Origin of the sequence: Parasphingorhabdus sp., assembly GCF_039977335.1 — a bacterium.
GTDB lineage: Bacteria > Pseudomonadota > Alphaproteobacteria > Sphingomonadales > Sphingomonadaceae > Parasphingorhabdus.
Window position 1 is genome coordinate 1,191,582 of the sequence record NZ_JBDWDI010000004.1, and the last position, 24,758, is coordinate 1,216,339.

Genomic DNA, 24,758 nt, shown 5'->3' on the forward strand with positions numbered 1-24,758 from the left:
CCTAGATTCTCCTAGTCAGGATAAGGGGAGACGGATTTCAGGCAAAAAAAAGGCCAATCCCGAAGGACTGGCCTATAAAAGTTTTTAGGAGAGGATGCCTGAAAGGCGAGTTCTATTTGGGCCAGAATCAATTATGTTGCAAGTGCGAAAAGAACATTGTCAGTTGCGTATTATGCAACTTATTAATTATGATAGGGCCGCGATTTAGCCAATCTATATAAATTTAGTGCAGTTTTGCGTTGCACAATTCGCATTTAACTCCGATATTGCGCGAACCATGCGACGTCTCCCTCCCCTACGCGCTCTGGAAGCCTTTATCCGTGTCGCAAGACTCGGTTCTTCCAAGGCAGCAGCTGCCGAATTGGCGCTATCAGCCCCAGCCCTTAGCCGGCGAATCAAATCGCTAGAGGATCATATTGGCAAGCCGTTATTCGAACGGCGTAATCAAGCCATGATCTTGAATGAAGACGGCCACACGCTGCTCGATGCTGTTGCACCGGCCATGGAAACTATTGGCGAAGCTGTGGACCAGATGACCGTCAGCGGTGGCGATTTACGCCTGCGTCTTGGCGTTTTGCCGCTATTTGGCGCCACCCGGCTGGTCCCACGTTTGCCTGAATTGCGCAAATTATATCCCAAACTGCATATTGACGTCGACACGTCCACACATGCCGAAAATATGCTGGGCGACGTTATTGATGCAGCGATCATCATCGCCGATCATGTAGATCCCAATCTCCATTCTGTAAAACTGGACAGCAATAAGGTGTATGCGATTGCCGCGACGGATCTTGTCAACGGGCCCAATGCCATCAAGACACCGGATGATCTGAAGGAGCACAATATCCTAATCCATAGTGATATGGCCAAAGCCTTTGATCGCTGGAAAGAAGCGGTGGGCCTACCTGACCTTGATCCGGCCAGCGTCGATCACATGAATAGCGGACCGTTAATGCTCGAAGCCGCCGCTCAGGGTCTGGGCGTGGCGATCATGCATGGCGGTCATTTTTCGGATGCCAATGATCCGCGTCTCGCCCGGCTGTTCGATTATGATATCGACAGTCCTTATTCCTATTGGTTCGTATGCCGCAAACGCGACAAGAAAAACCGTGCGGTGCGGATTTTCCACGATTGGGTTGTAAAAGCAGGACTTTAAGCGACCAACCGTGCCTGTTTGGCTGTTGGACTTCCATGACATTTATTTGATTTTATGATAGAAGATAAAAATCGTCACGCATGATGCGACAACTATTGTCGTAAAAACCAAATATTAGGGAATTTTCTATGAATAATCATGGAAGAATATTCCGAGCGAAATATTGGAGAAAATACATGCGTTTTAAGACTTTAGCTGCCCTATCAGCTTTATCCCTTTCGGCGGCGCCCGTAGTGGCGCAGTCGCAGGCGGTCGCTCCTGTGACCAGTACGAGCGTTGAGCGCGTTTCTGCCAGTCAGGAACAAGCCAGCAACCTAGGCGGTGGTAGCGATACCATCATAGCCGTACTGGCCGGTGCCATTGCCGTCGGTTTTATTACGCTGACAATAATAAATAATGATGATGACGACGACGATAATCCGACTAGCCCCTGACAGAAGTGAAAGCTGATTTCACTTCATACCCGCGATAATCACTCAAGATCAGGCCCTCTTCAGGGCCTGATTTGCGTTAAAATATGACCTATTGCTTGGCCGCCAGTTTCGCCAATATGGCAGATGCAAACAGGCTCAGCGTATCATCACGTGCACCCATGATGACTATGCGATCGCCAGGCTGAGCAATTTCAACGATTTGCGCGCCGCAATCCTCACGATCAGCAATATGGTCGGCGTTACCAGCGGCCGCTGTGACGGCATTTGTAATGGATTCACTGCCAATGCTGCGATCAACAGTCCCGCCGAAGTAAACGGGATCGCACAGGATCACGCGATCATCGCCATCCAACAGCTCGGCAAACACCTCGGCCAGTTCAGCTCCCATTTTATGGATCGGGCCAAAACCATGTGGCTGGAAAAAAGCGATGATACGGCCGGGAAATGCCTTCATCGTTTTCAGGGTTGCCGCGATCTTGTCGGGATTATGCCCGAAATCGTCGATCACGCTGATGTCATTCGCTGTACCAACAACATCGAAACGCCGTGCAAGGCCATTAAATGTGGCGATCGCCGCGACGCTGGTCGCCACCGGCACACCAACGGCAGATGCCGCTGCAATGGCGGCGAGTGCGTTAGCGATATTGTGACGCCCCGGCACTTGCATGGTGACGGGAAAAGTATCTCCATCCACAGCTAGTGTGAAGCGGCTGCTGACCGGAGCTTCTTCGATATCAGAGGCTTGGAAATCTGCGCCATCGGAAAAACCGAAACTGATGGCATCATGCAAATCAAGACCATCTACCAAGGCAGCCGTTTCGGCATCATCCTTGTTCCAGATGCAATGCTTAACCTTACCGGCAAAATCACCGAACAGCTGACGCAATTCCTCCAGGCTTTTGTGGTCCAGGCTGACATTGTTCAGCACCGCGATCTCCGGGTCAAACAAAGCGATAGACCCATCACTTTCGTCGACCTCGCTCACCATGATGCCGCCATCGCCAACCCGCGAACTGGCGAAAGGCGCATCATCTGCGACGAAGTTTTTCATCACCGCGCCGTTCATGATTGTCGGATCCAGACCAGCCTCGGTTAATATCCAGCCGATCATCCCGGTCACGGTGGACTTTCCGCTTGTCCCGCCAATGGCAATGCTGCGCGGCGATGCATTAAATTGTTCCGCGAGTAATTCCGCGCGGGTCATCCGGGCACAGCCAAGACTATTGGCTTTGGCGACGTCCGGCACGGTGTCTTCAATAGCCGCCGACGCAATCAATATCTGATTACCCGAGGTCAGCCCGCTACCATCTTGCGCAAACAGGCCTACTCCTTTTTCTTTCAGCCATTCAAACTTGGCTGCGAGCCGTCCTTGATCCAAGGCCCGGTCTGATCCCGAGACCTCCGCGCCGCTTTCCCGAACGATCATTGCCAGCGGCAGCATGCCTGATCCGCCAATGCCACAAAAATAATAGGATTTGTCTTTACTCATCATCCCCCGCTATGGCCTCGACAGCTTTTTGGCAATTGCATTGACGCAAAAATATGATCGGGGGAGTGAAAATATCGTGGGACAGGTCAGGATCGGCATTTGTGCGCCTTCAACGCCCTTGTACAAAGAGGAAGCCGAGCAACTTACCGCCCTCACCAGCCAAAGCCATCCCGAGGCCGATTTGGTTTTTCACGATCAATGCTTTGCGATTGAGGGGCATTTTGCTGGGAAGGATGACGAGCGGTCCTCCGCTTTCTTGTCTCTCGCCAATGATCCGACATTAGATGCTATCTGGTTTGCTCGCGGCGGATATGGTGCAGCGCGGATTGCTGATACGATTTTGCCGCAGCTGGAACCTGCAGCGCACAAGAAAACCTACATGGGTTACAGCGACGGCGGCAACTTGCTCGGAGCGCTATACAAAGCAGGCATTGGCACACAAGCGCACGGCCCGATGCCAGTCGATATGCGGCGCGACGACGGTATGGCAGCCGTTAACCGGGGACTAGACTGGCTGGTGAGACAGGATAAAACTGCACTGGAACCGCATGTTGAGACCGGCCAGAAATATGCCGCGTTCAACCTGATGACCCTGGCGATGATGGTCGGTACACCGTTACTGCCAGACCTTAAGGGCCATGTTCTGATGATCGAGGAAATCGCGGAATATCTCTACGCTTTCGACCGCGCGCTTTTCAACGTCACCACGCATCTGGCAGTTAAAGGCTTGGCCGGAATACGTTTGGGCCGGGTCAGCGAAGTGCCGGAAAATAACCGGCCGTTCGGCGAGGAAGCTGAGGAAATCGTCCAGCGCCTATGCAACCGCTACGCAATCCCCTATCTGGGCGGGGCCGATATCGGCCATGATGTGGATAACAAGGTTGTACCGTTCGGAGCCATACCGGCTTAAGGCTCGGCCTAAGCTTTTAAATCTGGGTCCAGTTCCAAACCTTCATCCAGCTGCACACCATAGCTGTTTAGCATCATCGAAACCTGCGTATATTGGCCGACGGTCATGACCAAGTCCATGCGCTGTTTCTCGGTCAGTTCCGAAAGCTCTGCCCAAGTCGCATCGGACACAAAGCTGTCACTAGTCAGCTCATCCGTCGCCCGCAACATCGCGGCTTCGAGTGGCGTCCAACCCAGCGCATCCGGCCCCTGCTTGATCCGCTCAATCTCTTCGTCGGTTATCCCGCAATCTTTGCCAATGCGGACATGCTGCGCCCATTCATAGCCGGATTTCCAGTTAAATCCGGTCCGCAGGATGATGATTTCCCGCTCGCGTTCCGGCAGGCTATTGTGCCGCGACAACATATAACCGCCCCACCACATGAATGCTTTGAACGCCTTTGGCGCGCGGGCCAATGTGCGGAAAATATTGAACACCGGACCTTGCTGAAAACGCTCGCCCAGCATGGCCTTTTGCTCATCGTCCATTTCCGCATCGGATAGCGGAGTGATGCGGGGTTTATTAAGCCGCATTATTCCGGCGCTTCGACTTCACCGCGCGCTATTCTTTTATCTTGTGTATTGGTTTCAAAATCGCTGGCATCATGACGTTCGTGCAGCTGCGTCTCTGGTTCGCCATAGGGGCGATTGACCATCATACCGCGTTTCACGGCTGCCCGGTCACCTACCTGCGCTGTCCAGCGTTGCACGTTTTTATAGTCCTGTACGGCCAGAAATTCGCCGGCCTCATAAAGAACGCCGCGTGCCAAACCACCATACCAAGGGAAGATCGCCATATCCGCGATACTATAGTCGTCGCCTGCAAAATATTCGTTGTCGGCAAGATGACGGTCCAGAACATCCATTTGCCGCTTCACTTCCATCGCATAGCGGTTGATCGGATACTCATATTTTTCGGGTGCATAAGCATAGAAATGCCCAAAGCCGCCGCCAAGGAAAGGCGCGCTGCCCATTTGCCACATCAACCAGTTAATGGTTTCCGCTCGCGTCGCACCGTCTTTCGCAAGGAACATATCGAATTTTTCAGCCAGATAGATCAGCATGGAACCGGATTCAAACAACCGGGTTGGCGGGGTGGTGCTGTGATCCAACAACGCAGGAATTTTGCTGTTCGGATTAATGTCGACAAAGCCGCTACCAAATTGCGCGCCTTCACCAATGTTGACGAGCCATGCATCATATTCCGCCGCCGAAAGACCCGTTTCCAAGAGCTCTTCGAACATGATCGTGACTTTCACCCCATTGGGCGTCCCGAGCGAATAAAGTTGAAAGGGATGCTTGCCGACCGGCAGTTCCTTGTCGTGGGTAGGCCCCGCAATCGGTCGATTAATATTGGCAAAGCGCCCGCCGCTCTCACTATCCCATGTCCAGACTTTGGGCGGGGTATATTCAGGAAGATTGTCGGTCATTGCACTTGTCTCCAATTGTCAGTCTATTCTTTCCGCGTGAAACGCGATGTTCTCCCGCGGGTGCCATCAATATAGCTCAGCTTTTTTTCTGACACGGAATAGAGGAGATAGCAGGCCTGTTTTTCTTTGCCGTGCAAAATGAAAGCTTTTCCCTGCATATCCCGGTTTTGCGTTTTGCAGCTGTCGACGAAAACGATCGGGACGGCATATTGTGGATCGCCGGTATAACTTTCCTGAAAATTACTGCCGTCTATTTCGATGGTTCTGTTGGGATCCTCGTCGGATGCCCACTTCCCTTGCATCTCTGCAAGGGCTCCGGTTTCCGAGGCTGCCGGATCAATGGCGACGGCCTCTTCCTTTTCATCACCCTCTTTTTCCTTATCTCCGGCCGTGCAGGAAACCAGCAACAAGCTGGTCAATGCAAGACCGGAGAGTAAAGTGGTTTTCATATTTCAGAGTCGTGCGGGGTTTAGCCGAGGGTCACGTTCTTGATTGAACCTGGCTGCGCTGGTGGCTCGCCTTTAGGCAGAGCGTCGACCGCATCCATGCCGCTCGTCACTTCGCCCCAGACGGTATATTGGCCATCGAGGAAACCGGCATCGTCGAGACAGATGAAAAACTGGCTGTTCGCGCTGTTCGGATCCATGGTGCGAGCCATGGAGCAAACGCCGCGACTATGCGGGGCATCGCTGAACTCAGCTGGAATATCTGGTTTATCAGAGCCAGACATGCCGGTGCCGGTCGGGTCGCCGCCCTGCGCCATGAAGCCATCAATCACGCGGTGAAAAACAACGCCATCATAAAAACCTTCCGATGCCAGCTCGGTAATCCGCTCAACATGGCCCGGCGCTAGATCGGCGCGCAATTTGATTTCGACATCGCCAGTATCAAGATGGAGGGTCATTTTTTCGTGCGCCATGGGCAGTTCCTTGTAATTTATGTTTGGGTCATGAATCTTCTGAACCTGCATATAGAGACGCTGTTCAAAAAAATCACCCGCTGCTTTCGATAAATGTCACAAAAGATTGCAATTATAGCGGCACAGCTATTACAAACCCGGCTTATGTGACGCCAAGCACCAAAAGGGGAGCATCGACATGACCGAGATGACGGACGCTCCTGAAGTGGAAGATATTGCGCCACCTAGCCTGGATGAAGACAACCGCCTGACCAACGAATTTGTCCGTTCGGTTTCCGATGCTGTCGATCAGGGTGACAATAATCTCGCGCAGGAACTGGTCAATCCGCTGCACAATGCTGATATTGCCGATCTGTTCGAACTGGTCGACGAGGACGAGCGCGCACCGCTGGCCGGTGCTCTAGGCGACCTGGTCAGCGCCGATGTGCTGGCCGAGATGAATGAGCATGTTCGCGAAGATCTGATCGAAATACTCGAACCCGGTCAGATTGCCGACTTGACCGAACAGCTAGAAACCGATGACGCGGTCGCGATTATCGAGGATCTTGAGGAAGGGGAACAACAAGCGGTTCTGGCAGAACTGGAGCCGGAAGATCGTGCGGCGATTGAAAGCGCCCTAACCTATCCCGAAGAATCCGCTGGCCGGATCATGCAGCGCGATCTGGTCGCGGTGCCAGAGCATATGAATGTTGGGCAGTTGATTGATTATCTGCGCGAACATGGCGACCTCACCACAGAATTCTGGGAAGTCTATGTGGTCGACCCGTCTTATAAGCCGGTTGGGACTTGTCAGCTTAGCTGGATATTGCGTGTTCCCCGCGACATCGCGGTTGCTGACATTATGAAGCGAGAACAGTCGCTGATTCCGGTCGATATGGATCAGGAAGAAGTGGCACTACGTTTCCAGAAATATAACCTGATCTCCGCTGCCGTGGTCAACGAAGACGGCCGGCTGATCGGCATGATCACGGTGGATGACATTCTCCACATTGTCGAAGATGAAGCCAGCGAGGATGTCTTGCTGCTGTCCGGTGCCGGCGAAGGCGATATTAACGAACCGATCCGCGACAGTTATAAATCGCGGGTCAGATGGCTGATCGCTAACCTTGCCACCGCGATGGTTGCGAGTTTCGTAATCTCGATATTCGGTGCCGCTATTGAGCAAATGGTCGCGCTCGCAGTCCTCATGCCTATTGTCGCCTCTATCGGCGGCAATGCTGGCACACAGACGATGGCAGTTTCTGTTCGTGCGCTCGCCATGAATGAACTGACCCGGTCCAACACTCGCAGGGTCATTGTGCGCGAATTCCGCATCGCTATTCTCAACGGCGGAACCATTGCCGTTTTGATCGGCATAGGAACCGGTCTGATATTTGCCAATCCGGTACTTGGCGGGGTCATCGCCGCTGCCATGTTGATCAATATCGTGATTGCCGGTTTTGCCGGGATATTTGTCCCGGTCATGCTCGAACGCATGAACCAGGATCCGGCGCTGGCATCCTCGGTATTCGTGACCATGATCACCGACACAATGGGCTTTTTGGCCTTTCTCAGCCTCGCGGTTGCGAGCGGTATGGTCGGTTTTTAGTGAACGAACATGATTGAAACAGAGCGGTTATTGCTCCGCCCTCATATCGCAGATGATTTTGATGATTACAAAGCGATGTCGCAAGACCCGAAAGTCATGCGATATATAGGACGAGAACCATCAGCAGATGACGAGGCTTGGTTGCGGTTTCTAGCGCATTTCGGTCGATGGGAATTGTGCGGTTACGGTTTATTTGCCGTCATTGAGAAAGAAACCGCTCGCTATGTTGGAGATGCCGGTTTCAGTGATTTCCGTCGCGGTCTGGGTCCCGATTTTGACCCTTTTCACGAGGCCGCCTGGATGTTCTCGACCGCTGGTCAGGGCAAAGGATATGCATTTGAAGCCATGTCTGCCGCGCAAAAGTGGTTGGACGGCAAATTCTCGCCCGAGAAAACAGTGTGCATCATCAGTCCCGATAATGAGCCGTCAATCAAGTTAGCTGGTAAGCTGGGATATCAGGAGACAGGAAGCAGCAGATATAAAGACAGCGATGTCCTTATGTTTAAGCGGGCCAAACCATAAAGACTTACCCCTCACCACCTACAGCCGACGTCCCGTAAGCCGCTACAAAATTGGTCATATCCAGATAAATCCGGTCACGGCTACAAGGATCAATCATCTCACAGATAAGCGCATCAAAAGAGGGACGACTACCCTGCACTGCGCAGCGCAACATGTTGAGCAACAATATCTCATCCGGCATAGTATGCGGGCAACAGGCGCGGCCAATTTTGACGCTCTCCGGCCAAGCCGCTCCAATGGACTCAACCAGAATCAGGAAACGGTTTACGGCAAGTTCGCTGCCCAGACGTTCTTGCAGATAGGGCCGAGCATCACGATAGCATTTTTGGCTCATCACCACCACGCGCAGCGCCGTGATAATCTGGGCTTCTGCTCTGCCAAGAGACATTAAATCGGGCAAAGGCGATATCAGTTTTGCAAGATTTCCCGGCCCCAGTTTTCCCGACCATAGTCCCATTTACCATTCTCCTCTTTCTGAATCGAAGAACAATAATATGATATTGATAATCATTTGCAATATAAAATATCGATGATGCGGTGAATTGTGGCCTCGGGACTATAAGAAGCGAATATCAATCCCGTCTTGCTTGACTAATCCGGCCGCGCCCCACACATAGACAGCATGCCGCTCAACATGACAAAAATCGCGTTTCGTAGCGAAAGTCCCGCGACTTTACGGGCATGGCTGGAATCGCATATCGGCAACGAAGCGACCAATGGCGAAGCACGGCTCACCACCCGCTATTTACCGAAACGGCATGTCGAAATGATCGGTGGTTCGCTCTATTGGATCCATACTAAAAAAATTGTTGGCCGCAGCCCGATTATCGGTTTCCAGGACAATGGCGAGGGCCGCCAGTGGATCAGGCTGGAACCGAAACTCATTGCTGTGCAGACGATCCCGCGCCGCGCCCATCAAGGCTGGCGCTATCTTGAAGAGAAAGACGCGCCGCCTGATCTTGGCCAGGGTGCCGAAGGGGCAGAGGAAATGCCCGCTGAAATGCTCGGAGAGCTATCCAAACTTGGGCTGGTATAGTTTCCGTCTAGGCTTGAATAAAATTTCTTTGTAATATCAATGGGCTAGAAAATTAGCGCGCATTGGTGCTGCCTCTGCATAATCATAATATTCTCATCCACTTAGCCTTCGAATAGGATAAATTCGCCGTGTTTCCAAAGGCTTGCATGTCCGATTCATCCAATATGGCGGGATTGTCTTAGTTGTATTTGCATCTCCACGAGCAGCGATCCTCCCCCAAGAAACAGGACACTGCTTTAGGTCGCATTTTCTATATCCACGGAGATGTAAAAGTGAAAATACCCCATAGTGTACCCTGCCCCAATGGCTCTGAACGCGCACGCAAAGCAAAAGAGCTTCGCGAACTGGCAGCCAAAATTTCGCAAACCCGACCACATGCCGCTTCGCGCAATAATGCCGAAGAGCTGGATTATGCTGGCTCCAAATTTCCCACCAACTTTACCAAAGGACTGCATCATGATGAATTTGGCATTCTCAGTTTTGGCGACGATTATCGCACATTTGTCGAAGCAATAAACAGCGTCGACACCAACCTGTTTGAAAATCATGTCAAGGACGCCACCGACCGCGCTACCGAGCTTGGCAGCTCTACCTTCCTGTGCACCTACAACGGCAATGCTCCCGAATGGCGCGGCTGGGAAAGCCCGCGCGCCGGGCATGTCTATGAGTTGCAGGGCCCCGATGCAGACAGTGTCGGCATGGCTCCTGCTCCGCGCGTTGGTTCATCCGAAAAAGCGGCGGAGCTTGCAGAGGTTTATGGTCTAGCCATTCTGCGCGATGTGCCATTTACCGATATTTGCTCGGGTGACAGTGCAAAACAACTTTGTGAAGGCGATAGCGACGCGCAGTTGACATCGGTCCAGGTTGTGGATGCACTAAACAGCATGCCTTTTTTCGCTGGCGATAGCACGGCGGGCTTGGTTACATCGTCCACACCGGCCTATGTCGATGACAGCGGATTGAACAATTTTGAACGGGATCGGCGTTTTGCCCGAACTCAGGATGACGGCGACCCTTTCACCGCAGCGCTGACCACCCAGACCGTATTTCGCGGATCGACCAAGGGAGCGCTGGTCGGGCCCTATCTGTCGCAGTTTATGCTGATCGGCAATGTTGGCCTCGCTGGCCCTGGTGGCGGCGCAGCGAGCTTCCCCGGCAAGAGCGCAGGCTATGATTTGCAGGACGGCTTCGTCCGCTATGGCAGCCTTTCCATCGATCAGCGTACGACAGTTCATAAATCCTGCCTGGACCATATGACCGACTGGCCCAGCTGGCTCGACGTACAAAATGGCGCGAACTTCAAGGGCGCGGATCTGTTTGAAGAAAAGCGCCGGTTCATCACAACGCCCCGCGACCTGTCGACCTATGTGCATTTTGACGCGCTTTACGAAGCTTATCTCAACGCGGTGCTGATCATCGACTCCATGGGCGTGCCGGCATCCAAAGGTTTCCCCGAACCGGGCTTCCGCGATGGCGGTGGATCAGCCAGACGGACCGCTTTTGCAACCTTTGGCGGACCGCATGTTCTTTCACTGGTCACCGAAGTGGCAACGCGCTGCCTGAAAGCGGTGCGCAGGGAGAAGTTCAACTATCATCGCCGAGCACGTCCCGAACTGATGGGCGGCCGCATGGCGCTGGTTGAATGCGGCAGCGGAGCCAAATTAGGGGATGCGCAGGCACCAATTGAAAAAATGCATGATGAGCTGCCGAACGCTTTGAAAGCCGCAATCATTGCCCATAATGAAGCGCAAAATGAGACGGCAATGAATGACATGCGCCTGACCGATTGCGCCGGCGGAGCCGCCCCGTTCAGCAATTTCGACGATTGCAACCTACTGCTACCGATGGCCTTCCCCGAAGGATCGCCCATGCATCCCGCTTATGGTGCTGGTCATGCGACGGTGGCGGGCGGCTGTGTCACCATGGTTAAAGCGTTTTTCGAGATGTTCGAAAGCCATGACAGCGGCGTTGAACGGCCGCTAGTTGAGCCAGATGGATCCCCCATCGCCTATGTCCCCAATGCCAATGGCAATCGCCTGGTGCAGGACAGCAAATTTAGCGGCACGCTGACCATTCAAGGCGAACTCGACAAGCTGGCGGCGAATATCTCGATTGGCCGGAATATGGCCGGGGTGCATTTCTACTCCGACTATTATGACAGCCTGCGCATGGGTGAGCGCGTTGCAGTTGGCATCTTGCTGGAACAGGCACCAACTTATGGCGATCCGATGGAGACAACCTTCACCAGCTTTGACGGTGATTTCATCTCAATCAACGGACAGGCCGATGCCGCGCCGACGCTGACTATCATCGACCGCGATGGCAAACAGATTTCCAATCAGGAATGGTGGCTCCGCCATGTCCCTGGGGAACAAATGATTTTGTGAATGTCGTCACGTTCACAGAATAACAGGGGAGCAGGCCGGAGCGATCCGGCCTGTTTTCTTTTGGGGGCTGGCCGAAATTAAAATATGTCCGCTTCATCCCGAAAGCGGACATTCACGGTCACATCAATCGTTATTTGGATATCGACTGGCGACCCATCCATTCGCCCTTGCTGATCCAATATAAAGCCACCTCGACGCCCCCCTTATATTCGTGGCTTCCGCAGTTACACTCCGTTCTCGCGACGCATGCCTCTGCGCCAATGCCATGTTGCGATGGTTGGGCTGGAAATCTCTATTTCGGGTTCATCTAGTGATTTTAATCAGATGCCGTAGCGTTTTTTGATATAGGCGAGCACGGCGTTACGGCGATTGCCTTTGATCTCAAAGCGACCAGCGCGCACGGCCTGAGCAACTTCAGGCGCTGTTTCGCGATTGAGCTTGTTATGATACTCACAGCTTTTACAGGTGATGTACCGGCGCACTTGCGCGCGGCCTTGGCTTACCAGACGATTCTCATTTGAGATAAGGCTGTTATTGCCTTTCCTGACTGTCGTGCCCCAATCGTTGCCAGCGGTACCGCGGCCAGTCGAACCAGAAGCTAATGCAACTGTAGAACTGGCAACCAATGCTAACAATGTGGCAGAAATCAATGTTCTCTTCATCGGTCGTTACCTTTTCTATACGAACAAAACTTCGCTTTCTCGCTCTCGCGACTTTTGCTGAAGAGATAGTTAGTATCGGAGATTTGGCATCGATGGAAGAATAATGTGCCCGATTGTAGTTTCACGCGTGAACAGCGGACACCGCCTAATGTGCTTCATCCCAGCTCTTGCCGGTTCCGATATCGACATCCAGCGGCACGGATAATTTCACCGCCGGTTCCGCCGCGCCGGACATGACCGTGCGGATGACGTCGGACGACGCCGCAACATCGCTTTCGGGCAGTTCGAAGACCAGTTCGTCGTGGACCTGCATCAGCATCTTGACCTTAGGCAGGCCTGCCTCGGCCAGCGCGGGGAGCATGCGGGCCATGGCGCGTTTGATAATGTCGGCGCTGGTGCCCTGTATCGGGGCGTTGATCGCGGCGCGTTCGCTGCCTTGGCGCTCGGTTTGGTTAGCGGATTTCAGGCGCTCGAACCAGGTTTTGCGGCCGAACAGTGTTTCCGTGTAACCGCTTTCCCGCGCCGCTTGCAGGGTTTCGGAAATATAGCGGTTGATGCCGGGGAAGCGTTCGAAATAGGTCTCGATCATCTGCTGCGCCTCATCGGCATCGACTTCCAGACGCTTGGCGAGACCCCAGCGGGAGATACCATAGAGAATGGCAAAATTGATTGTCTTGGCGCGGCCACGTGTATCGCGATCGACCATGCCGAACAGTTCCTGTGCCGTGCGATTATGGATATCCTCGCCCGCTGCAAAGGCAGCCTTCAGCGTATCGACATCGGCAATATGTGCGGCGAGGCGCAGCTCAATCTGGCTATAGTCGGCGGCAAGGATCACATTACCCGGTGCCGCCACAAAGGCCTGACGAATTTGGCGGCCGATTTCGGTGCGGATCGGGATGTTTTGCAGATTGGGTTCGGTCGAGGACAGTCGCCCGGTCTGCGCGCCGCTGAGAGAATAGCTTGTGTGCACGCGGCCGGTTTTCAGGTTAATCTGCTCCTGCAGCGCGTCGGTATAGGTGGATTTCAGCTTCGACAATTGCCGCCAATTGACGACTTTTTGCGCAATCGGTTCGCCATCGCCAGCGAGCCGTTCGAGCACGGTCACATCGGTCGAGTATTGACCGCTCTTGCCTTTCTTGCCACCTTTCAGGCCAAGCTTGCCGAACAGGATTTCGCCCAGTTGCTTGGGGCTACCAATGGCAAAGGGCTCGCCCGCGAGGTCGTGAATTTCTTTCTCCAAACTTTCCATATTCTCGGCAAAGCTTTGCGACAGCCGCGCCAGTTCCTCGCGGTCGACCAGCACGCCGGTTTGTTCCATCTTGGCGATCACTGGGACCAGCGGACGGTCGACCATCTGATAGACGCGCGTCGCCTGTTCCGGTGCCATACGCAGACGCAATATCTCCCAAAGGCGCAGGGTCACGTCGGCATCTTCGGCAGCATATTCGGTCGCTTTGTCGAGCGGTACTTCGGCAAAGGTGATCGCTTTCTTGCCCGTGCCGGTTAGCGATTTGAAGCTGATACATTCATGGCCGAGATGCAGCTTGCTAAGCTCGTCCATCCCGTGCCCGTGCAGGCCCGCGTCGAGATTGAAACTCATCACCAAAGTGTCGTCAAACGGGGAGATTTTAATGTCATGCTGGGCCAGCACGGTCATGTCATATTTGAGATTCTGTCCGACCTTCAGCACCGCGTCGTCCTCAAGCAATGGTTTCAGGCGCGCCAAAGCTTCTTCGGTCGCAATCTGCTTGGGCGATTCCGCGAACATGTCGCCGCTGCCATGGCCGAGCGGAATGTAGCAAGCCTCATTGGGACCGGTCGCCATACAGACACCCACGACCCGCGCGGTGACGCTCTCCAGGCTATCCGTCTCGACATCAACCGCCAACACGCCCTTGGCGCGCGCCCGATCAATCCATTTCTCGAGCGTCTCCAGATCCTGCACACATTCATATGCACTGCGATCAATCTCCGGCGCTTCAACCGGTTTCGCCGCTGCGACTGGAGCGCTATTGCCGATACCACCATCCACATCGGGATTTTGCGGCTCCGCCTGTCCGCCGCCCAGTTTCTTGAGCAGCGAGTTAAACCCGTGATGACTCAGAAATTCCCGCAAAGGACCATCGGGAATATCCTGCAGCAGGAAACTATCGAGCGTATCGGGCAAGGGGCAATCTTCTTTCAGTGTCACCAGCACCCGCGACAGACGCGCCTGTTCAATATTCTCGAGAATATTTTCCTTCATCTTGGACTTTTTCATATCCGGCGCAGCGGCAAGAACCGCTTCGATATCGCCATATTCGTTGATCAATTTGGACGCGGTTTTCGGACCAATGCCGGGAACGCCGGGAATATTGTCCGCGCTGTCGCCCATCAGGCCGAGCACATCGCCCAGCTTTTCCGGACCAACACCGAATTTTTCTTCAACGGTTGCTTTGCCCATGCGGACATTTTTCATCGTGTCGAGCATGTCAACGCGGCTGTCATCCGATGGCTCGATCAGCTGCATCAGATCCTTGTCGGACGAAACAATCGTGACCTTCCAGCCTTCGGCGACCGCTGCCTTGGTATAGCTCGCGATCATGTCGTCGGCCTCGACATTTTCTTCCTCAATCAGCGGCAGCGAAAAGGCGCGCGTCGCATCACGGATCATCGGGAATTGCGGGCGCAGGTCCTCCGGTGGTTCCGGGCGATGCGCCTTATATTCGCTGTACAATTCGTTGCGGAAACTTTGCGATGACTTGTCTAGCACCACCGCCATATGGGTCGGGCCGTCGGCCTTATGCAGCTCGTCCGCCAGTTTCCAAAGCATGGTGGTATATCCGTAAACCGCCCCCACTGGCTCACCATGAATATTGGTAAGCGGCGGCAGGCGGTGATAGGCCCTGAAAATATAGGCCGAACCGTCGACCAGATAGAGATGTTTTTGCGTGCCGGAATCAGTGTCTGTCATAGAGACAAGCACTAGCAGCGGCGGCGGTGCCCGTCATGACTAATTTATAGCAAAAATTCGGAGATTATTTTTCGGCAATTACCAAATCCTGATCAGACACGCATCGGGATCGGACCTTGCACATTTCCCGCTTCATAAAAGGGTCGGGGTTTTTCACGCATACCCGGTGTATAAAGCACACATTGGTTCCGGCCCCGCCGCTTGGCTTCAAACAAGGCGCTGTCGGCATTTCGCATTGGCAAGGCCCTTTGCTCAAAAGGCGAAACCCCGGTTAAGCCGATGCTGACCGTGATCCGGTGCGGTACACCCTCTTGCGGTTCAAACAGCGTATTCTCAATTTCATGGCGGATCATTTCGCCGATAATTTCGCCTTCCGCCTCAGAAGTATTGGGCAGAAGAACACCAAATTCCTCACCGCCAATGCGGCCAACCAGATCCCCCTTACGCAGGATCGATTTGAACACAGAAGATAGCAGGATCAACGCCTTGTCACCAACCGGGTGCCCATAGCCGTCATTTATATTTTTGAAATGATCCGCATCGACAATCATCAGGATATTATTTTCCGATGCCATCCGCCGTTCATCAAAAAGTTTGATGAAATGTTCGCGATTGGCAAGCCCCGTCAAGCCATCAATACTGGCCCGGCGTTGCAGATCCTTGTTCACCCGCTGCAATTCTTCCTGCGTTTCTTGCAGCTTGTCGGCCATGTCGATCAGCTGCTTGCGCTGTCTGGTGACAAACAGATTGGCAGGGATGCAGATGACCCACGGCACGATGAATGCCAGCGTCATGACGTTCCAAAAATTATCATCAACGCCAAAGATCGTCAGATAGATGAGCGCCGTCACCGCAAAGGCCAACAGCACTTCCGCTGCTGACATCATACCCGCCTGACGCGTCGGAGATAGTTTCGCGATTACTCCAGCCATGTTCGAGATTACGTCGTTCATGACGTTCATCATAAAGCCGATAGATTGCGGGCCTGTGCAATTTTATGGTTAAGGGAGTATCGAAAAAATCCCTTGTTTTCAGTCCGGTTTTGCGAAAACTGGTTAACAGGTCCGTGTCAATTTACCGTATCTGATAACTGTCCTGTCAGCATCGCTTTATTGTCGCGCAGCACCATTTCAGCAAAATCCATAAATGCTCGCACTCGGGCCGTTCGGCGCAGGTCGTCATGAGTCAATATCCAGATGTCCCGCGACGGAGTCGGCTCACGCTTCGTCGCCCGCACCAGGTCGGGCGTACTATCACCGGCGATACAGGGGATCATCACCAGCCCCATGGCCGCCCGCGCCATTTCGATCTGCAGCGAAATACTGGCGAAATTACCCCAAACAGGAACACGGGCAAATTCGGTATCCTGTGTCCAGTCCGGAAACCGGCTTTCGCGGTCGGTCCAGCCCAGCCAGCGTGCCCGTTCAGGATGATTCACCAAATCGTGACGCGCCAGATAATCGGGATGAGCATAGATCGACGTGGTATAAGCAAACAGTCTTTTTCCGACCAAAGTATCGGGCGGATTATTGTCCATGCGAATAGCGACATCCGCCTCTCGCCGTGCGACATCAAGCAAGTCATAGCTGGTCAATATTTCAAGCTCCAAACCGGGATAGGCATCACAGAATTCAGGCAGCCGAGAGGCAAACATCGACGTCGCAAATGGCTCTGCCATCGTCACCCGGATTGTCCCGGTCAGTTCATTATCCCGTCCGGCAATATGGCGTTCCACCGTTACCAGATCATCGGCAAATATACCGGCGGCGCGAGCAAGATCTTCACCGGCAGACGTCGGAAAATATCCTTCAGGCCGACGTTCAAACAAGGTCACGTTGAGCGCCTTTTCCAAATGTTCAATCCGCCGACTGACAGTACTGTGATGAACATTCAGGGATTTCGCGGCCGCTCTCACCGTACCGCCTGTCATCACCTCCCGAAACGTTTTGATATCTTCCCAGTCCATATCCTTATCCACGCCGTCACCTATCCTGCTACCGGTCAACGCTAGCGGAAATTCGAGCAAAAGGCATGGCTCATTTTTGCACCATCAATGTGCATATACTCTCTTGGACTTTGCTTTTTTTAGCCGATAGCAAAGGATAACGGTCGCGCTTTAGACGGCCGATAACGGTAGACACCCGTACAAGCAGGAAAACAGGAGAATTCCAATATGCCCGATATTACTGTACCGATTATTTCCGCTTATGCAGGCGGCATATTGATCATCCTGCAAGCCTTACTAATGGTCCTTACTGGCCTGCATCGCGGTAAAGCAGGGATTAACCTGGGTACCGGCGGCGACCCCGTGATGGAGCGGAAAATCAGACGTCATGGCAATCTGGCTGAAAATGCAGGACTTTTCGTTGCTGTACTGGCCATTGCAGAGATGACCGTTGTCCCGTCCTCCACGATTATGATCATCGCCATTGGCTTTTTGGTTGCGCGCTTCTCCCACGCGATTGCCCTTTCTACCGAAGCCGGGTCACAGGGTGCGGAAGGAGGCAAAATATTTGTTCTCGCACGGATCATCGGCGCTTTCGGTACGTTGCTCAGTTTTCTTGCGCTGGGTGGTTTTCTTCTTTTCAATCTCATGTGATAGCCCCCAATATCAACATCATGAATGACACCAGCAAGGATCCCTAATGACCACAGCCCTCTCCCACATCTTCAAATCCTCCACCGCCCAGGCTTTTCGCGGACTGACCAATATCTTGGAAAAAGCCAAGGCCCATGCAGAGGCAACCGAAACAACCGACGAAGCCTATATGAGCAACCGCCTGTTTCCCGACATGAATGACATGAAATGGCAAGTGCAGATGATCACCGAATTTGCCGTCCGCGGAGCAGCGCGCATGTCCGGCGTTGCGACCGATGACCTGCCCAACCTGCCCATGGAAGGCGACACGTTTGACGCCTTGATCGCACGCATAGCCGAGTGCGCCGAGACCGTTGCCGGGGCAGATGATGCCGTGATTGACGGCAATGACAGCCTGCAAATTTCCATGCCCATTGGTCCTGACCAGACGATGGATATTGACGGCCAAAGCTATGTTCTGAGCTTCTTCCTCCCAAACCTGTTTTTCCATGTCACGACTGCTTATAACCTGCTGCGCATGCAGGGCGTGGCCGTGGGCAAAAAGGATTATATGGGCATGTAAGGGAAGACCTTGCGGTTCATCATGTGCTGCAATGAACTATGTCCCAATTTGACACATAAACGCTGGCCCTAGGCTACAGATTGCTCAAACCTGTGAATCATGTTAACGCTTTGTTAGGGTTCGCATCATCCGCGGCGGCAAAGCTGTTTCGCAAAGATTAACGGGATTACAGAATGAAAAAACTATTACTCGCCACGGCGGCGACACTGCTGATCAGTGGAACAGCCAATGCTGCACTGGTCGACATGGAAGTGCCAGACAACGCTTATATCACAGTCGGCGGTCTTGATTGGGCATGGGCCGCGCCTCTGCCTGGGATTGTTGATCTCGGTTTCCAGAGTCAGTTCGGTTGGCGGCTACCAACGGCAGAAGAGCTGGCCAACGCACCGACGGCCGGACAGTTTCTGTTTGATGGCGCCAATGTGCCCCTGGGCGGGAGTGATCCAGTCTCCGGTGCCACATTCCAATTTACGGATTCGGCTTTAAATATGGCGGGTGCTGTTGCGTCCCCTTATTTCAACAACTCATTTTTCCATGTCGATTTTTGCGAAGGCTTGGGCTCTGGCTGCGATCGATTCAGCGGCGCACCTTGGGCTGGCCAACCCGGCTCTAGCAACACCGCAGAATCGCTGGTCGTGCGTTTCGCTAGCGCGGGCGCGGTTCCAGAGCCTGCAACATGGGCCTTCATGATCTTTGGCTTTGGTGCCATTGGCGGCGCGCTTCGTCGCAACCGTAAAGCCAACGTCAAAGTCAGCTACGCTTAAGCGTTTTTTGACCGAACAAGTTTGAAAAACCCCGCTGGTGCCGATCCAGCGGGGTTTTTTATGGCTTTGGCTTCAGTCGTTTACCGGAGCCCCGAACAGATCATGCGCATCGGCTTCTTCAATCTCAGCGTCGATAATATCGCCGACTGCGACATCCCCGCTCACATTACGCAGGAAGACGTTGCCATCGATTTCCGGCGCATCGGCCTGCGATCGTGCGGTTGCACCGATGTCGCCATCCTCATCAGGCTCGCCGATTTCGTCAATGATGACGGGCAGCGTGCGGCCCACCTTGGCCTGCAGTCGCGCGGCACTGATCGCAGCGGTTTTTTCCATTAGGCGTTGGAAGCGGTCTTCCTTGACCTCCTCGGGTACAGCGCCGTCTAGGGTATTGGCCGCGGCGCCTTCGACCGGTTCAAAGCGAAAGCCACCGACGCGGTCGAGCTGCGCTTCGTCAAGCCAGTCGAGCAGATACTGGAAGTCCTCTTCCGTCTCTCCCGGAAAACCAACCACGAAGGTTGAACGGATGGTGAGGTCGGGACAAATGTCGCGCCAGCTTTTCACCCGCTGCAGCACTTTGGCTTCATTAGCCGGGCGCTTCATTCGTTTCAGGACATTGGGCGCAGCATGCTGGAACGGGATGTCGAGATAGGGCGTGATCTTTCCCTCGGCCATCAGCGGTATGACCTTGTCGACATGCGGATAGGGATAGACATAATGGAGCCGCGTCCATACGCCGAGTTCGCCCAGCGCCACCGCCAGATCGGTCATATGCGCGCGCACTTCGCGGCCCTGCCCTATCGGGCCGTTCCAGATTTGCGGCTTATGCTTGATATCGACACCATATGCCGAGGTGTCCTGGCTGATAACCAGCAATTCCTTGGTGCCATTGGCAACCAGCTTTTCAGCCTCACGCAGGATCGCATCGGGTCGCCGCGATACCAGATCGCCGCGTAGCGATGGAATAATACAGAAGGAACAACGATGGTTGCAGCCTTCGGAAATCTTCAAATAGCTATAATGGCGCGGCGTCAATTTCAAACCTGCGTCCGGTACCAGATCAACAAAAGCACCGCGTGCTGCCGGTGCAGCTTCATGGACGGCACCGACCACATCTTCATATTGGTGGGCGCCGGTTACGGCCAGCACATCTGGGAAACGGGCACGGATGGCTTCGGCTTCATTGCCCATGCAACCGGTGACAATCACGCGGCCATTTTCGGCCATCGCTTCACCGATCGCCTCGAGTGACTCTTCCTTGGCGCTGTCAAGAAAACCGCAGGTATTGACCAGCACCACATCCGCGCCGGCATAGTCCGCCGACATCTGATAGCCATCAGAACGCAACTGCGTCAAAATGCGTTCACTATCGACGAGCGCCTTGGGACAGCCAAGGGATACCATGCCGACTTTGGGCGGAGAAGGAATTGCAGTTGCCATATGCAACGCCGCATAGTCCCATTGTGCGCGCTTGTCATCGATAATGTCCGTCTCTATTTCAATCACATGATCATCAGCATCACCAAAGGAACGGATCGCGACTGGATAAAGATCGAGCGGCAGGATGGTTCGGTTGAGCAAACCACATTCCCCAAAAAGGGAATCATTCCGCACGATGCCGTCCACTTTCATGTTGAACGGGAACTAGAGATGCGCGCAGGTTTCTGGGGCCATGTCGCTGGTGGAACCCACCCGGAGGATATCCAGCATATCGTCAAACAGGCGGGCCATGCCAGCTCTGTCCGCGCCGCCACGCCTGATGCCCACATCGTCGAGTTGCTGCAGGCCGAGCGGCTGGTAGAATGTTTCGAAGCGGACATGTGGAGCGAGCCCAGTGATTATCAGACGCTGCGCGACGTATTTAGCGCTGCCTGCCAGTCGTCTCACATAGATCCGCCAGAGCTGTCTGATGACCAGATAGACACAATCCGCTCATCGATCAGCGCTTTTGCAAAGCAGTGGATAGCCGCCGAAATCGGGGAAACTTTCCAACTCCACTGGAATTGATGTATATCGATGTAACTAGCAATTTTCTGGGAGGGAAATCATGAATTTATTGGAGGTAAACTGGCTAGCTATCATCTTGGCAGCGGCATGCGGATTTCTGGTCGGCGGTATTTGGTACGGACCGATCATGGGCAAGAAATGGATGGGCGCGGTCGGTCTGACCGAAGAAGAGATACAGGGCGGCAATATGGGCTTGATCTATGGTGGTGCCTTTGCGTTCAGCCTCGTCGCCTCGGCCATGCTTGCGCATATGTTTTTCCGGCTCGGCCAGCCGCCATTTGCGATCAAGATGATGATGTCGACTGGGATCGCGCTGGGTTTTATTATTCCGGCGATCGGTACCAATTATTTGTTCTCGCAGAAAAGCAAAACCCTATTCTTTATCGATGCCGGCTATTGGCTGCTATTCTATGCGGCCATGGGCGCTGTCCACGCCTGGCTAGGCTAGGGTTGCTCTAGACAACTACACCGTTTCGCTGGAGCGCCGACTGACACTTTTATAAAGATCGTCACCGTCGCTCCAGTCGGTCACCTTGCCGGAGAAGAGAAACTCCGGTGGCACCACCTCGGGACCGTCGCCCGGACCAGTAGGCGGCGTATAGTATCCAAGCGCATAGCTGCCCATACAATAGCCGAGCAGATCCCGTAGTGCCGGATCGAAATCCTTTGCGATATGCGGCGGGCAGGAGAGATATTGATTCTCCTCTTGCCGCAACCAGCCAAGTGCATAGGTGATATTAAGCCCCATCCGATCATGATCGGCCTCATTGGCGCCGCCACTATGAATGACTGATCCCGAATAGACGAGAACAGAACCGGCTTTCATCTCGGCATATTGGACTTCATCGGGCTTGGCATCGCGGCCTGCTTCCCATTTGTTCGAACCGGGTACAACCTGCGTCGCGCCATTTTCCTGCGTAAAATCTGTAACCGCCCAGATCGTGTTAAACTGCGGCTCGATACTATCTTGCAGAAAGCCGCCCCAGGCCAGCCGGTCGCGGTGAAGCGGTTGCTTGACCTGTCCTGGCTGAATACGGATCAGCTGCGTTAGGTGAAGCTGCACCCGCTCGCAAAAGGGTTTCAAAAAGGCATTGGCACCGCCCAAGATTAAATCATGCATGACAAGATCGCGGCACGCTTCGGACCGCGCTACCAGCGCACCGGTCCGCGTCGTATTGCGCCCGGTAAAATCATCCCGCCCCAGCTCAGTGGCCTCGACATAGGGCATGATTTCGGATTTTAGCCTTTCCAAAGCCGCGGCATCAAGGACATCTTCGACTATCGCGGCGCCATCATCGCGTAAAACCTGCGCCAGCTTTTCCGGATCACTGGTGGCGGATAGGCGTTGTAATTGCGGCATATTTTCTCTCCTGCGCAGGAGGATATGCTGAATTTTGTCCGGTTACAAGGTGTAGGCGGTCACGCCCGTCCTGCCAGCGTATCAGCGATAATCCGCCACACTTTGGGATTGAAACCAAGCCCCAGATGCCCGCCATCGACTCTGATATTACGGGCTTGGGGATTGTAGATATCCTTGGCGATATCCGGACCGACAATGCCATCACGGTTGGAATAGAGCACCGTCAGCGGCTGGCTGAACCCAATGCTGTTACGTGCATGCACTTCTTTTTCGAAGCTATCCAGATTGATCTGCGCCGATTTCGCATAGCGCTGACCGGGCGTCGTATATTTCGGACCGCCGATAATCGGCGTGCCCATGGTGATGACTTCGCGGACCAGATCAGGAGATAGCCGAGCGACTTCGCGCGCAATAATCCCTCCAAGTGACCAGCCGATCAACGTCAGCGGCTCCCGGTCATTGCTATAATATTGTTCTTCGGCAACGGCGGTAAACCGTGCGATATCGCGATTAACCGAACCCTGGTTCCTGCCCAGCCCCCAATCGGATACATCATAATCCAGCCTGGTCAAAAAGGCTTTTAACGGCCCCATCGACAATTCGCTACCGCCATAACCAGGAATCAAGAATATCGGACGCCCGTCACCTTTGGGCGCGGTAACAACCCGCGGCCATTGCAAACCAAAGTGCACAAAATCGAGCGGCAGCGCCAGTTCGCTAAATTGCGCCAACCGGTTCGGCGGACGCAGGCCGCTTGGCATCGGTATCGCATTGGTTTGTGTCATGGCACTTATCCTGCAGAAAAACAGCTATCTTGCAGATGTCATAGCAGGTTTGTTCGCAGGTGCAACATAGGCGGCTCTACTCGCTTATGCTTCTTCCTCGGCAGGACGGTTACCAGAGCCATTGCCGGGCATGATCTCCACGATAATATCGCCAGCCTCCAGCTTTTTGGCTTCTTCTTCCCAAAATCCGTACATATTATTCTCACGATAGATACGGACGCCGAGCCCCTCTTTGACAATGTCTTTCATCGCCATGCCGACTTCGTTGTCTTCAACCGGGCGCTGGACCAGTTTGACTCGTCCGGTCGCCGACGCCAAATCGCTGAGATAATCGGATATTTTCGCACCCTCACAGCTACCGGCAAGCAACAGCCCGGCAAAGCTCACCGGATTGATCACCGTGGTCGCTCCGGCTTGCCGCGCCAGCAATTCGTTGTCCGCCGCGCGTACAGATACGCTGATCGGCAGATGATAGGCGAGATGGCGCGCAGTCAGCACGATTAGGATGCTGGTATCATCGCGCCCCGCCGAGACAATCATCGAGCGCGCCCGCGATATCTTGACGTTCATCAGCGTCACGTCACGGGTGGCATCGCCATTAATCACCGCACAGCCCAGCTTCTCGGCCTGTGCCAATGCTTCGTCAAACGGATCGACGACGACGATTTCTGCTGGATTGGTTCCGCGCGCGATCAATTCCTGCACCGCTTCCTTGCCGCTGGTTCCGAAACCGGCGATCACGATGTGATCGTGCAAATTATTCTGGATGATTTTCATGCGCCAATTATCCCAGGTTCTTTTGAATACGAAATTATAAGCCGTGCCGACAAATATAAGCACAACGAAGATGCGAATGGGAGTCACGACCAGCGCATCGAACATGCGCGCGCGCTCCGTAACAGGGGCGATATCCCCATAGCCCGTCGTCGTTATCGAGATCATCGTGAAATAGACGACATCGAGAAAACTGACGTCCCCGTCATAACTGTCCTGCAAACCGTTGCGGTCGAACCAGTGCACCGCGACAGCCATACCAATCAGTCCCAATACGAACGCCACGCGCCAGGCAATGTCGAGCCAAACCGGCAGGCTCGATTGACGGCGCAGCGTCAGATAATCGGAAATATTGCGGGAAGAGCGCCGGGCCATAGGGC

General features: G+C 53.9%; 26 protein-coding genes. 12 read left to right on the plus strand and 14 right to left on the minus strand.

What is annotated here, in order from left to right:
* Nucleotides 1-277 precede the first annotated feature (277 nt).
* Together ABJM21_RS13015 and ABJM21_RS13020 are read left to right on the plus strand one after the other, a co-directional pair.
* On the plus strand, nt 278-1,156 hold the full coding sequence (locus tag ABJM21_RS13015; RefSeq protein ID WP_348300419.1) for a LysR substrate-binding domain-containing protein: 879 nt from the start codon (nt 278-280) through the stop codon (nt 1,154-1,156).
* Nucleotides 1,157-1,332: 176 nt separating this feature from the next.
* Nucleotides 1,333-1,590, plus strand: a complete 258-nt coding sequence (locus ABJM21_RS13020) for a hypothetical protein (protein WP_348300420.1) — start codon at nt 1,333-1,335, stop codon at nt 1,588-1,590.
* 88 nt (nt 1,591-1,678) lie between these two features.
* Here ABJM21_RS13020 and ABJM21_RS13025 read toward each other — a convergent pair whose 3' ends face one another.
* Nucleotides 1,679-3,079 carry a Mur ligase family protein gene (locus ABJM21_RS13025; protein ID WP_348300421.1) on the minus strand — a complete coding sequence of 467 codons (1,401 nt, stop codon included), beginning with the start codon at nt 3,077-3,079 and terminating at the stop codon, nt 1,679-1,681.
* Between the two features lie 76 nt (nt 3,080-3,155).
* On the opposite strand from ABJM21_RS13025, the gene ABJM21_RS13030 reads away from it, so the two are divergent.
* Nucleotides 3,156-3,989, plus strand: a complete 834-nt coding sequence (locus ABJM21_RS13030) for an LD-carboxypeptidase (RefSeq protein ID WP_348300900.1) — start codon at nt 3,156-3,158, stop codon at nt 3,987-3,989.
* An 8-nt stretch (nt 3,990-3,997) separates the two neighbouring features.
* Here ABJM21_RS13030 and ABJM21_RS13035 read toward each other — a convergent pair whose 3' ends face one another.
* The 4 genes from ABJM21_RS13035 to ABJM21_RS13050 are packed head-to-tail and all read right to left on the minus strand — an operon-like array spanning nt 3,998 to nt 6,376.
* A complete protein-coding gene (locus ABJM21_RS13035; RefSeq protein WP_348300422.1) occupies nt 3,998-4,561 on the minus strand; it encodes a carboxymuconolactone decarboxylase family protein in 564 nt (187 codons plus the stop codon).
* A complete protein-coding gene (gene yghU / locus ABJM21_RS13040) occupies nt 4,561-5,457 on the minus strand; it encodes a glutathione-dependent disulfide-bond oxidoreductase (protein WP_348300423.1) in 897 nt (298 codons plus the stop codon). Before yghU ends, ABJM21_RS13035 begins: the two co-directional genes overlap by 1 nt.
* Before the next feature lie 23 nt (nt 5,458-5,480).
* Complete coding sequence (locus tag ABJM21_RS13045; protein WP_348300424.1) at nt 5,481-5,906, minus strand: hypothetical protein; 426 nt, start codon at nt 5,904-5,906, stop codon at nt 5,481-5,483.
* A gap of 20 nt (nt 5,907-5,926) precedes the next feature.
* Complete coding sequence (locus ABJM21_RS13050; RefSeq protein ID WP_348300426.1) at nt 5,927-6,376, minus strand: peptidylprolyl isomerase; 450 nt, start codon at nt 6,374-6,376, stop codon at nt 5,927-5,929.
* A 178-nt stretch (nt 6,377-6,554) separates the two neighbouring features.
* On the opposite strand from ABJM21_RS13050, the gene mgtE reads away from it, so the two are divergent.
* Both mgtE and ABJM21_RS13060 read left to right on the plus strand, forming a co-directional pair.
* Nucleotides 6,555-7,964, plus strand: a complete 1,410-nt coding sequence (gene mgtE, locus ABJM21_RS13055; protein WP_348300427.1) for a magnesium transporter — start codon at nt 6,555-6,557, stop codon at nt 7,962-7,964.
* Between the two features lie 9 nt (nt 7,965-7,973).
* Nucleotides 7,974-8,486 (plus strand): GNAT family N-acetyltransferase, encoded by a 513-nt coding sequence (locus ABJM21_RS13060; protein ID WP_348300428.1) that lies wholly within the window; start codon nt 7,974-7,976, stop codon nt 8,484-8,486.
* Between the two features lie 4 nt (nt 8,487-8,490).
* On the opposite strand, the gene ABJM21_RS13065 is transcribed toward ABJM21_RS13060, so the two are convergent.
* Entirely contained in the window at nt 8,491-8,943 is a 453-nt protein-coding gene (locus ABJM21_RS13065) for a hypothetical protein (protein ID WP_348300429.1), read from the minus strand.
* A 165-nt stretch (nt 8,944-9,108) separates the two neighbouring features.
* On the opposite strand from ABJM21_RS13065, the gene ABJM21_RS13070 reads away from it, so the two are divergent.
* Together ABJM21_RS13070 and ABJM21_RS13075 are read left to right on the plus strand one after the other, a co-directional pair.
* Nucleotides 9,109-9,522: a DUF1489 domain-containing protein gene (locus tag ABJM21_RS13070; protein ID WP_348300430.1), complete on the plus strand. Its 414-nt coding sequence runs from the start codon at nt 9,109-9,111 to the stop codon at nt 9,520-9,522.
* A 272-nt stretch (nt 9,523-9,794) separates the two neighbouring features.
* Nucleotides 9,795-11,909 (plus strand): hypothetical protein, encoded by a 2,115-nt coding sequence (locus ABJM21_RS13075; protein ID WP_348300431.1) that lies wholly within the window; start codon nt 9,795-9,797, stop codon nt 11,907-11,909.
* Between the two features lie 320 nt (nt 11,910-12,229).
* Here ABJM21_RS13075 and ABJM21_RS13080 read toward each other — a convergent pair whose 3' ends face one another.
* The 4 genes from ABJM21_RS13080 to ABJM21_RS13095 all read right to left on the minus strand — a co-directional run bounded on the left by ABJM21_RS13080 (nt 12,230) and on the right by ABJM21_RS13095 (nt 17,553).
* Nucleotides 12,230-12,571, minus strand: a complete 342-nt coding sequence (locus tag ABJM21_RS13080; RefSeq protein ID WP_348300432.1) for a hypothetical protein — start codon at nt 12,569-12,571, stop codon at nt 12,230-12,232.
* Nucleotides 12,572-12,716: 145 nt separating this feature from the next.
* Nucleotides 12,717-15,527 carry a DNA polymerase I gene (polA, locus tag ABJM21_RS13085; RefSeq protein ID WP_348300433.1) on the minus strand — a complete coding sequence of 937 codons (2,811 nt, stop codon included), beginning with the start codon at nt 15,525-15,527 and terminating at the stop codon, nt 12,717-12,719.
* Between the two features lie 92 nt (nt 15,528-15,619).
* Nucleotides 15,620-16,480, minus strand: a complete 861-nt coding sequence (locus ABJM21_RS13090; RefSeq protein ID WP_348300434.1) for a GGDEF domain-containing protein — start codon at nt 16,478-16,480, stop codon at nt 15,620-15,622.
* A 116-nt stretch (nt 16,481-16,596) separates the two neighbouring features.
* Nucleotides 16,597-17,553, minus strand: coding sequence for a LysR family transcriptional regulator (locus tag ABJM21_RS13095; RefSeq protein ID WP_348300435.1), 957 nt, complete (start codon nt 17,551-17,553; stop codon nt 16,597-16,599).
* 147 nt (nt 17,554-17,700) lie between these two features.
* Between ABJM21_RS13095 and ABJM21_RS13100 the strand changes: the two genes are divergently transcribed.
* The 3 genes from ABJM21_RS13100 to ABJM21_RS13110 all read left to right on the plus strand — a co-directional run bounded on the left by ABJM21_RS13100 (nt 17,701) and on the right by ABJM21_RS13110 (nt 19,452).
* A complete protein-coding gene (locus tag ABJM21_RS13100; protein ID WP_348300436.1) occupies nt 17,701-18,126 on the plus strand; it encodes an MAPEG family protein in 426 nt (141 codons plus the stop codon).
* 46 nt (nt 18,127-18,172) lie between these two features.
* Nucleotides 18,173-18,688, plus strand: a complete 516-nt coding sequence (locus ABJM21_RS13105) for a DUF1993 domain-containing protein (protein ID WP_348300437.1) — start codon at nt 18,173-18,175, stop codon at nt 18,686-18,688.
* 173 nt (nt 18,689-18,861) lie between these two features.
* Complete coding sequence (locus ABJM21_RS13110) at nt 18,862-19,452, plus strand: PEPxxWA-CTERM sorting domain-containing protein (protein WP_348300439.1); 591 nt, start codon at nt 18,862-18,864, stop codon at nt 19,450-19,452.
* A gap of 72 nt (nt 19,453-19,524) precedes the next feature.
* Here the strand turns inward: ABJM21_RS13110 and rimO are convergent, their stop codons facing one another.
* Nucleotides 19,525-20,892 carry a 30S ribosomal protein S12 methylthiotransferase RimO gene (gene rimO / locus ABJM21_RS13115; protein ID WP_348300901.1) on the minus strand — a complete coding sequence of 456 codons (1,368 nt, stop codon included), beginning with the start codon at nt 20,890-20,892 and terminating at the stop codon, nt 19,525-19,527.
* A 210-nt stretch (nt 20,893-21,102) separates the two neighbouring features.
* Here rimO and ABJM21_RS13120 point away from each other — a divergent pair, with 210 nt between their 5' ends.
* The gene (locus ABJM21_RS13120) at nt 21,103-21,459 is read left to right on the plus strand and encodes a hypothetical protein (RefSeq protein WP_348300441.1); all 357 of its coding nucleotides are present in this window, start codon (nt 21,103-21,105) and stop codon (nt 21,457-21,459) included.
* A 40-nt stretch (nt 21,460-21,499) separates the two neighbouring features.
* The gene (locus ABJM21_RS13125; protein ID WP_348300443.1) at nt 21,500-21,907 is read left to right on the plus strand and encodes a DUF1761 domain-containing protein; all 408 of its coding nucleotides are present in this window, start codon (nt 21,500-21,502) and stop codon (nt 21,905-21,907) included.
* 15 nt (nt 21,908-21,922) lie between these two features.
* Here ABJM21_RS13125 and ABJM21_RS13130 read toward each other — a convergent pair whose 3' ends face one another.
* The 3 genes from ABJM21_RS13130 to ABJM21_RS13140 form a co-directional block, all read right to left on the minus strand.
* Nucleotides 21,923-22,819, minus strand: coding sequence for a phytanoyl-CoA dioxygenase family protein (locus ABJM21_RS13130; RefSeq protein WP_348300444.1), 897 nt, complete (start codon nt 22,817-22,819; stop codon nt 21,923-21,925).
* A 59-nt stretch (nt 22,820-22,878) separates the two neighbouring features.
* The gene (locus tag ABJM21_RS13135) at nt 22,879-23,604 is read right to left on the minus strand and encodes an alpha/beta hydrolase (RefSeq protein WP_348300445.1); all 726 of its coding nucleotides are present in this window, start codon (nt 23,602-23,604) and stop codon (nt 22,879-22,881) included.
* A gap of 84 nt (nt 23,605-23,688) precedes the next feature.
* Nucleotides 23,689-24,753, minus strand: a complete 1,065-nt coding sequence (locus ABJM21_RS13140) for a potassium channel family protein (RefSeq protein WP_348300446.1) — start codon at nt 24,751-24,753, stop codon at nt 23,689-23,691.
* Nucleotides 24,754-24,758: the final 5 nt, after the last annotated feature.

Excerpts from the sequence above, each read along its gene's own strand:
- ABJM21_RS13015 (WP_348300419.1), top strand. The coding sequence starts at position 278 with ATGCGACGTCTCCCTCCCCTACGCGCTCTGGAAGCCTTTATCCGTGTC.
- ABJM21_RS13020 (WP_348300420.1), top strand. The coding sequence starts at position 1,333 with ATGCGTTTTAAGACTTTAGCTGCCCTATCAGCTTTATCCCTTTCGGCG.
- ABJM21_RS13025 (WP_348300421.1), bottom strand. The coding sequence starts at position 3,079 with ATGAGTAAAGACAAATCCTATTATTTTTGTGGCATTGGCGGATCAGGC.
- ABJM21_RS13035 (WP_348300422.1), bottom strand. The coding sequence starts at position 4,561 with ATGCGGCTTAATAAACCCCGCATCACTCCGCTATCCGATGCGGAAATG.
- yghU (WP_348300423.1), bottom strand. The coding sequence starts at position 5,457 with ATGACCGACAATCTTCCTGAATATACCCCGCCCAAAGTCTGGACATGG.
- ABJM21_RS13045 (WP_348300424.1), bottom strand. The coding sequence starts at position 5,906 with ATGAAAACCACTTTACTCTCCGGTCTTGCATTGACCAGCTTGTTGCTG.
- ABJM21_RS13050 (WP_348300426.1), bottom strand. The coding sequence starts at position 6,376 with ATGGCGCACGAAAAAATGACCCTCCATCTTGATACTGGCGATGTCGAA.
- mgtE (WP_348300427.1), top strand. The coding sequence starts at position 6,555 with ATGACCGAGATGACGGACGCTCCTGAAGTGGAAGATATTGCGCCACCT.
- ABJM21_RS13060 (WP_348300428.1), top strand. The coding sequence starts at position 7,974 with ATGATTGAAACAGAGCGGTTATTGCTCCGCCCTCATATCGCAGATGAT.
- ABJM21_RS13065 (WP_348300429.1), bottom strand. The coding sequence starts at position 8,943 with ATGGGACTATGGTCGGGAAAACTGGGGCCGGGAAATCTTGCAAAACTG.
- ABJM21_RS13070 (WP_348300430.1), top strand. The coding sequence starts at position 9,109 with ATGCCGCTCAACATGACAAAAATCGCGTTTCGTAGCGAAAGTCCCGCG.
- ABJM21_RS13080 (WP_348300432.1), bottom strand. The coding sequence starts at position 12,571 with ATGAAGAGAACATTGATTTCTGCCACATTGTTAGCATTGGTTGCCAGT.
- polA (WP_348300433.1), bottom strand. The coding sequence starts at position 15,527 with ATGACAGACACTGATTCCGGCACGCAAAAACATCTCTATCTGGTCGAC.
- ABJM21_RS13090 (WP_348300434.1), bottom strand. The coding sequence starts at position 16,480 with ATGAACGACGTAATCTCGAACATGGCTGGAGTAATCGCGAAACTATCT.
- ABJM21_RS13100 (WP_348300436.1), top strand. The coding sequence starts at position 17,701 with ATGCCCGATATTACTGTACCGATTATTTCCGCTTATGCAGGCGGCATA.
- ABJM21_RS13105 (WP_348300437.1), top strand. The coding sequence starts at position 18,173 with ATGACCACAGCCCTCTCCCACATCTTCAAATCCTCCACCGCCCAGGCT.
- ABJM21_RS13110 (WP_348300439.1), top strand. The coding sequence starts at position 18,862 with ATGAAAAAACTATTACTCGCCACGGCGGCGACACTGCTGATCAGTGGA.
- rimO (WP_348300901.1), bottom strand. The coding sequence starts at position 20,892 with ATGGCAACTGCAATTCCTTCTCCGCCCAAAGTCGGCATGGTATCCCTT.
- ABJM21_RS13120 (WP_348300441.1), top strand. The coding sequence starts at position 21,103 with ATGCGCGCAGGTTTCTGGGGCCATGTCGCTGGTGGAACCCACCCGGAG.
- ABJM21_RS13125 (WP_348300443.1), top strand. The coding sequence starts at position 21,500 with ATGAATTTATTGGAGGTAAACTGGCTAGCTATCATCTTGGCAGCGGCA.
- ABJM21_RS13130 (WP_348300444.1), bottom strand. The coding sequence starts at position 22,819 with ATGCCGCAATTACAACGCCTATCCGCCACCAGTGATCCGGAAAAGCTG.
- ABJM21_RS13135 (WP_348300445.1), bottom strand. The coding sequence starts at position 23,604 with ATGACACAAACCAATGCGATACCGATGCCAAGCGGCCTGCGTCCGCCG.
- ABJM21_RS13140 (WP_348300446.1), bottom strand. The coding sequence starts at position 24,753 with ATGGCCCGGCGCTCTTCCCGCAATATTTCCGATTATCTGACGCTGCGC.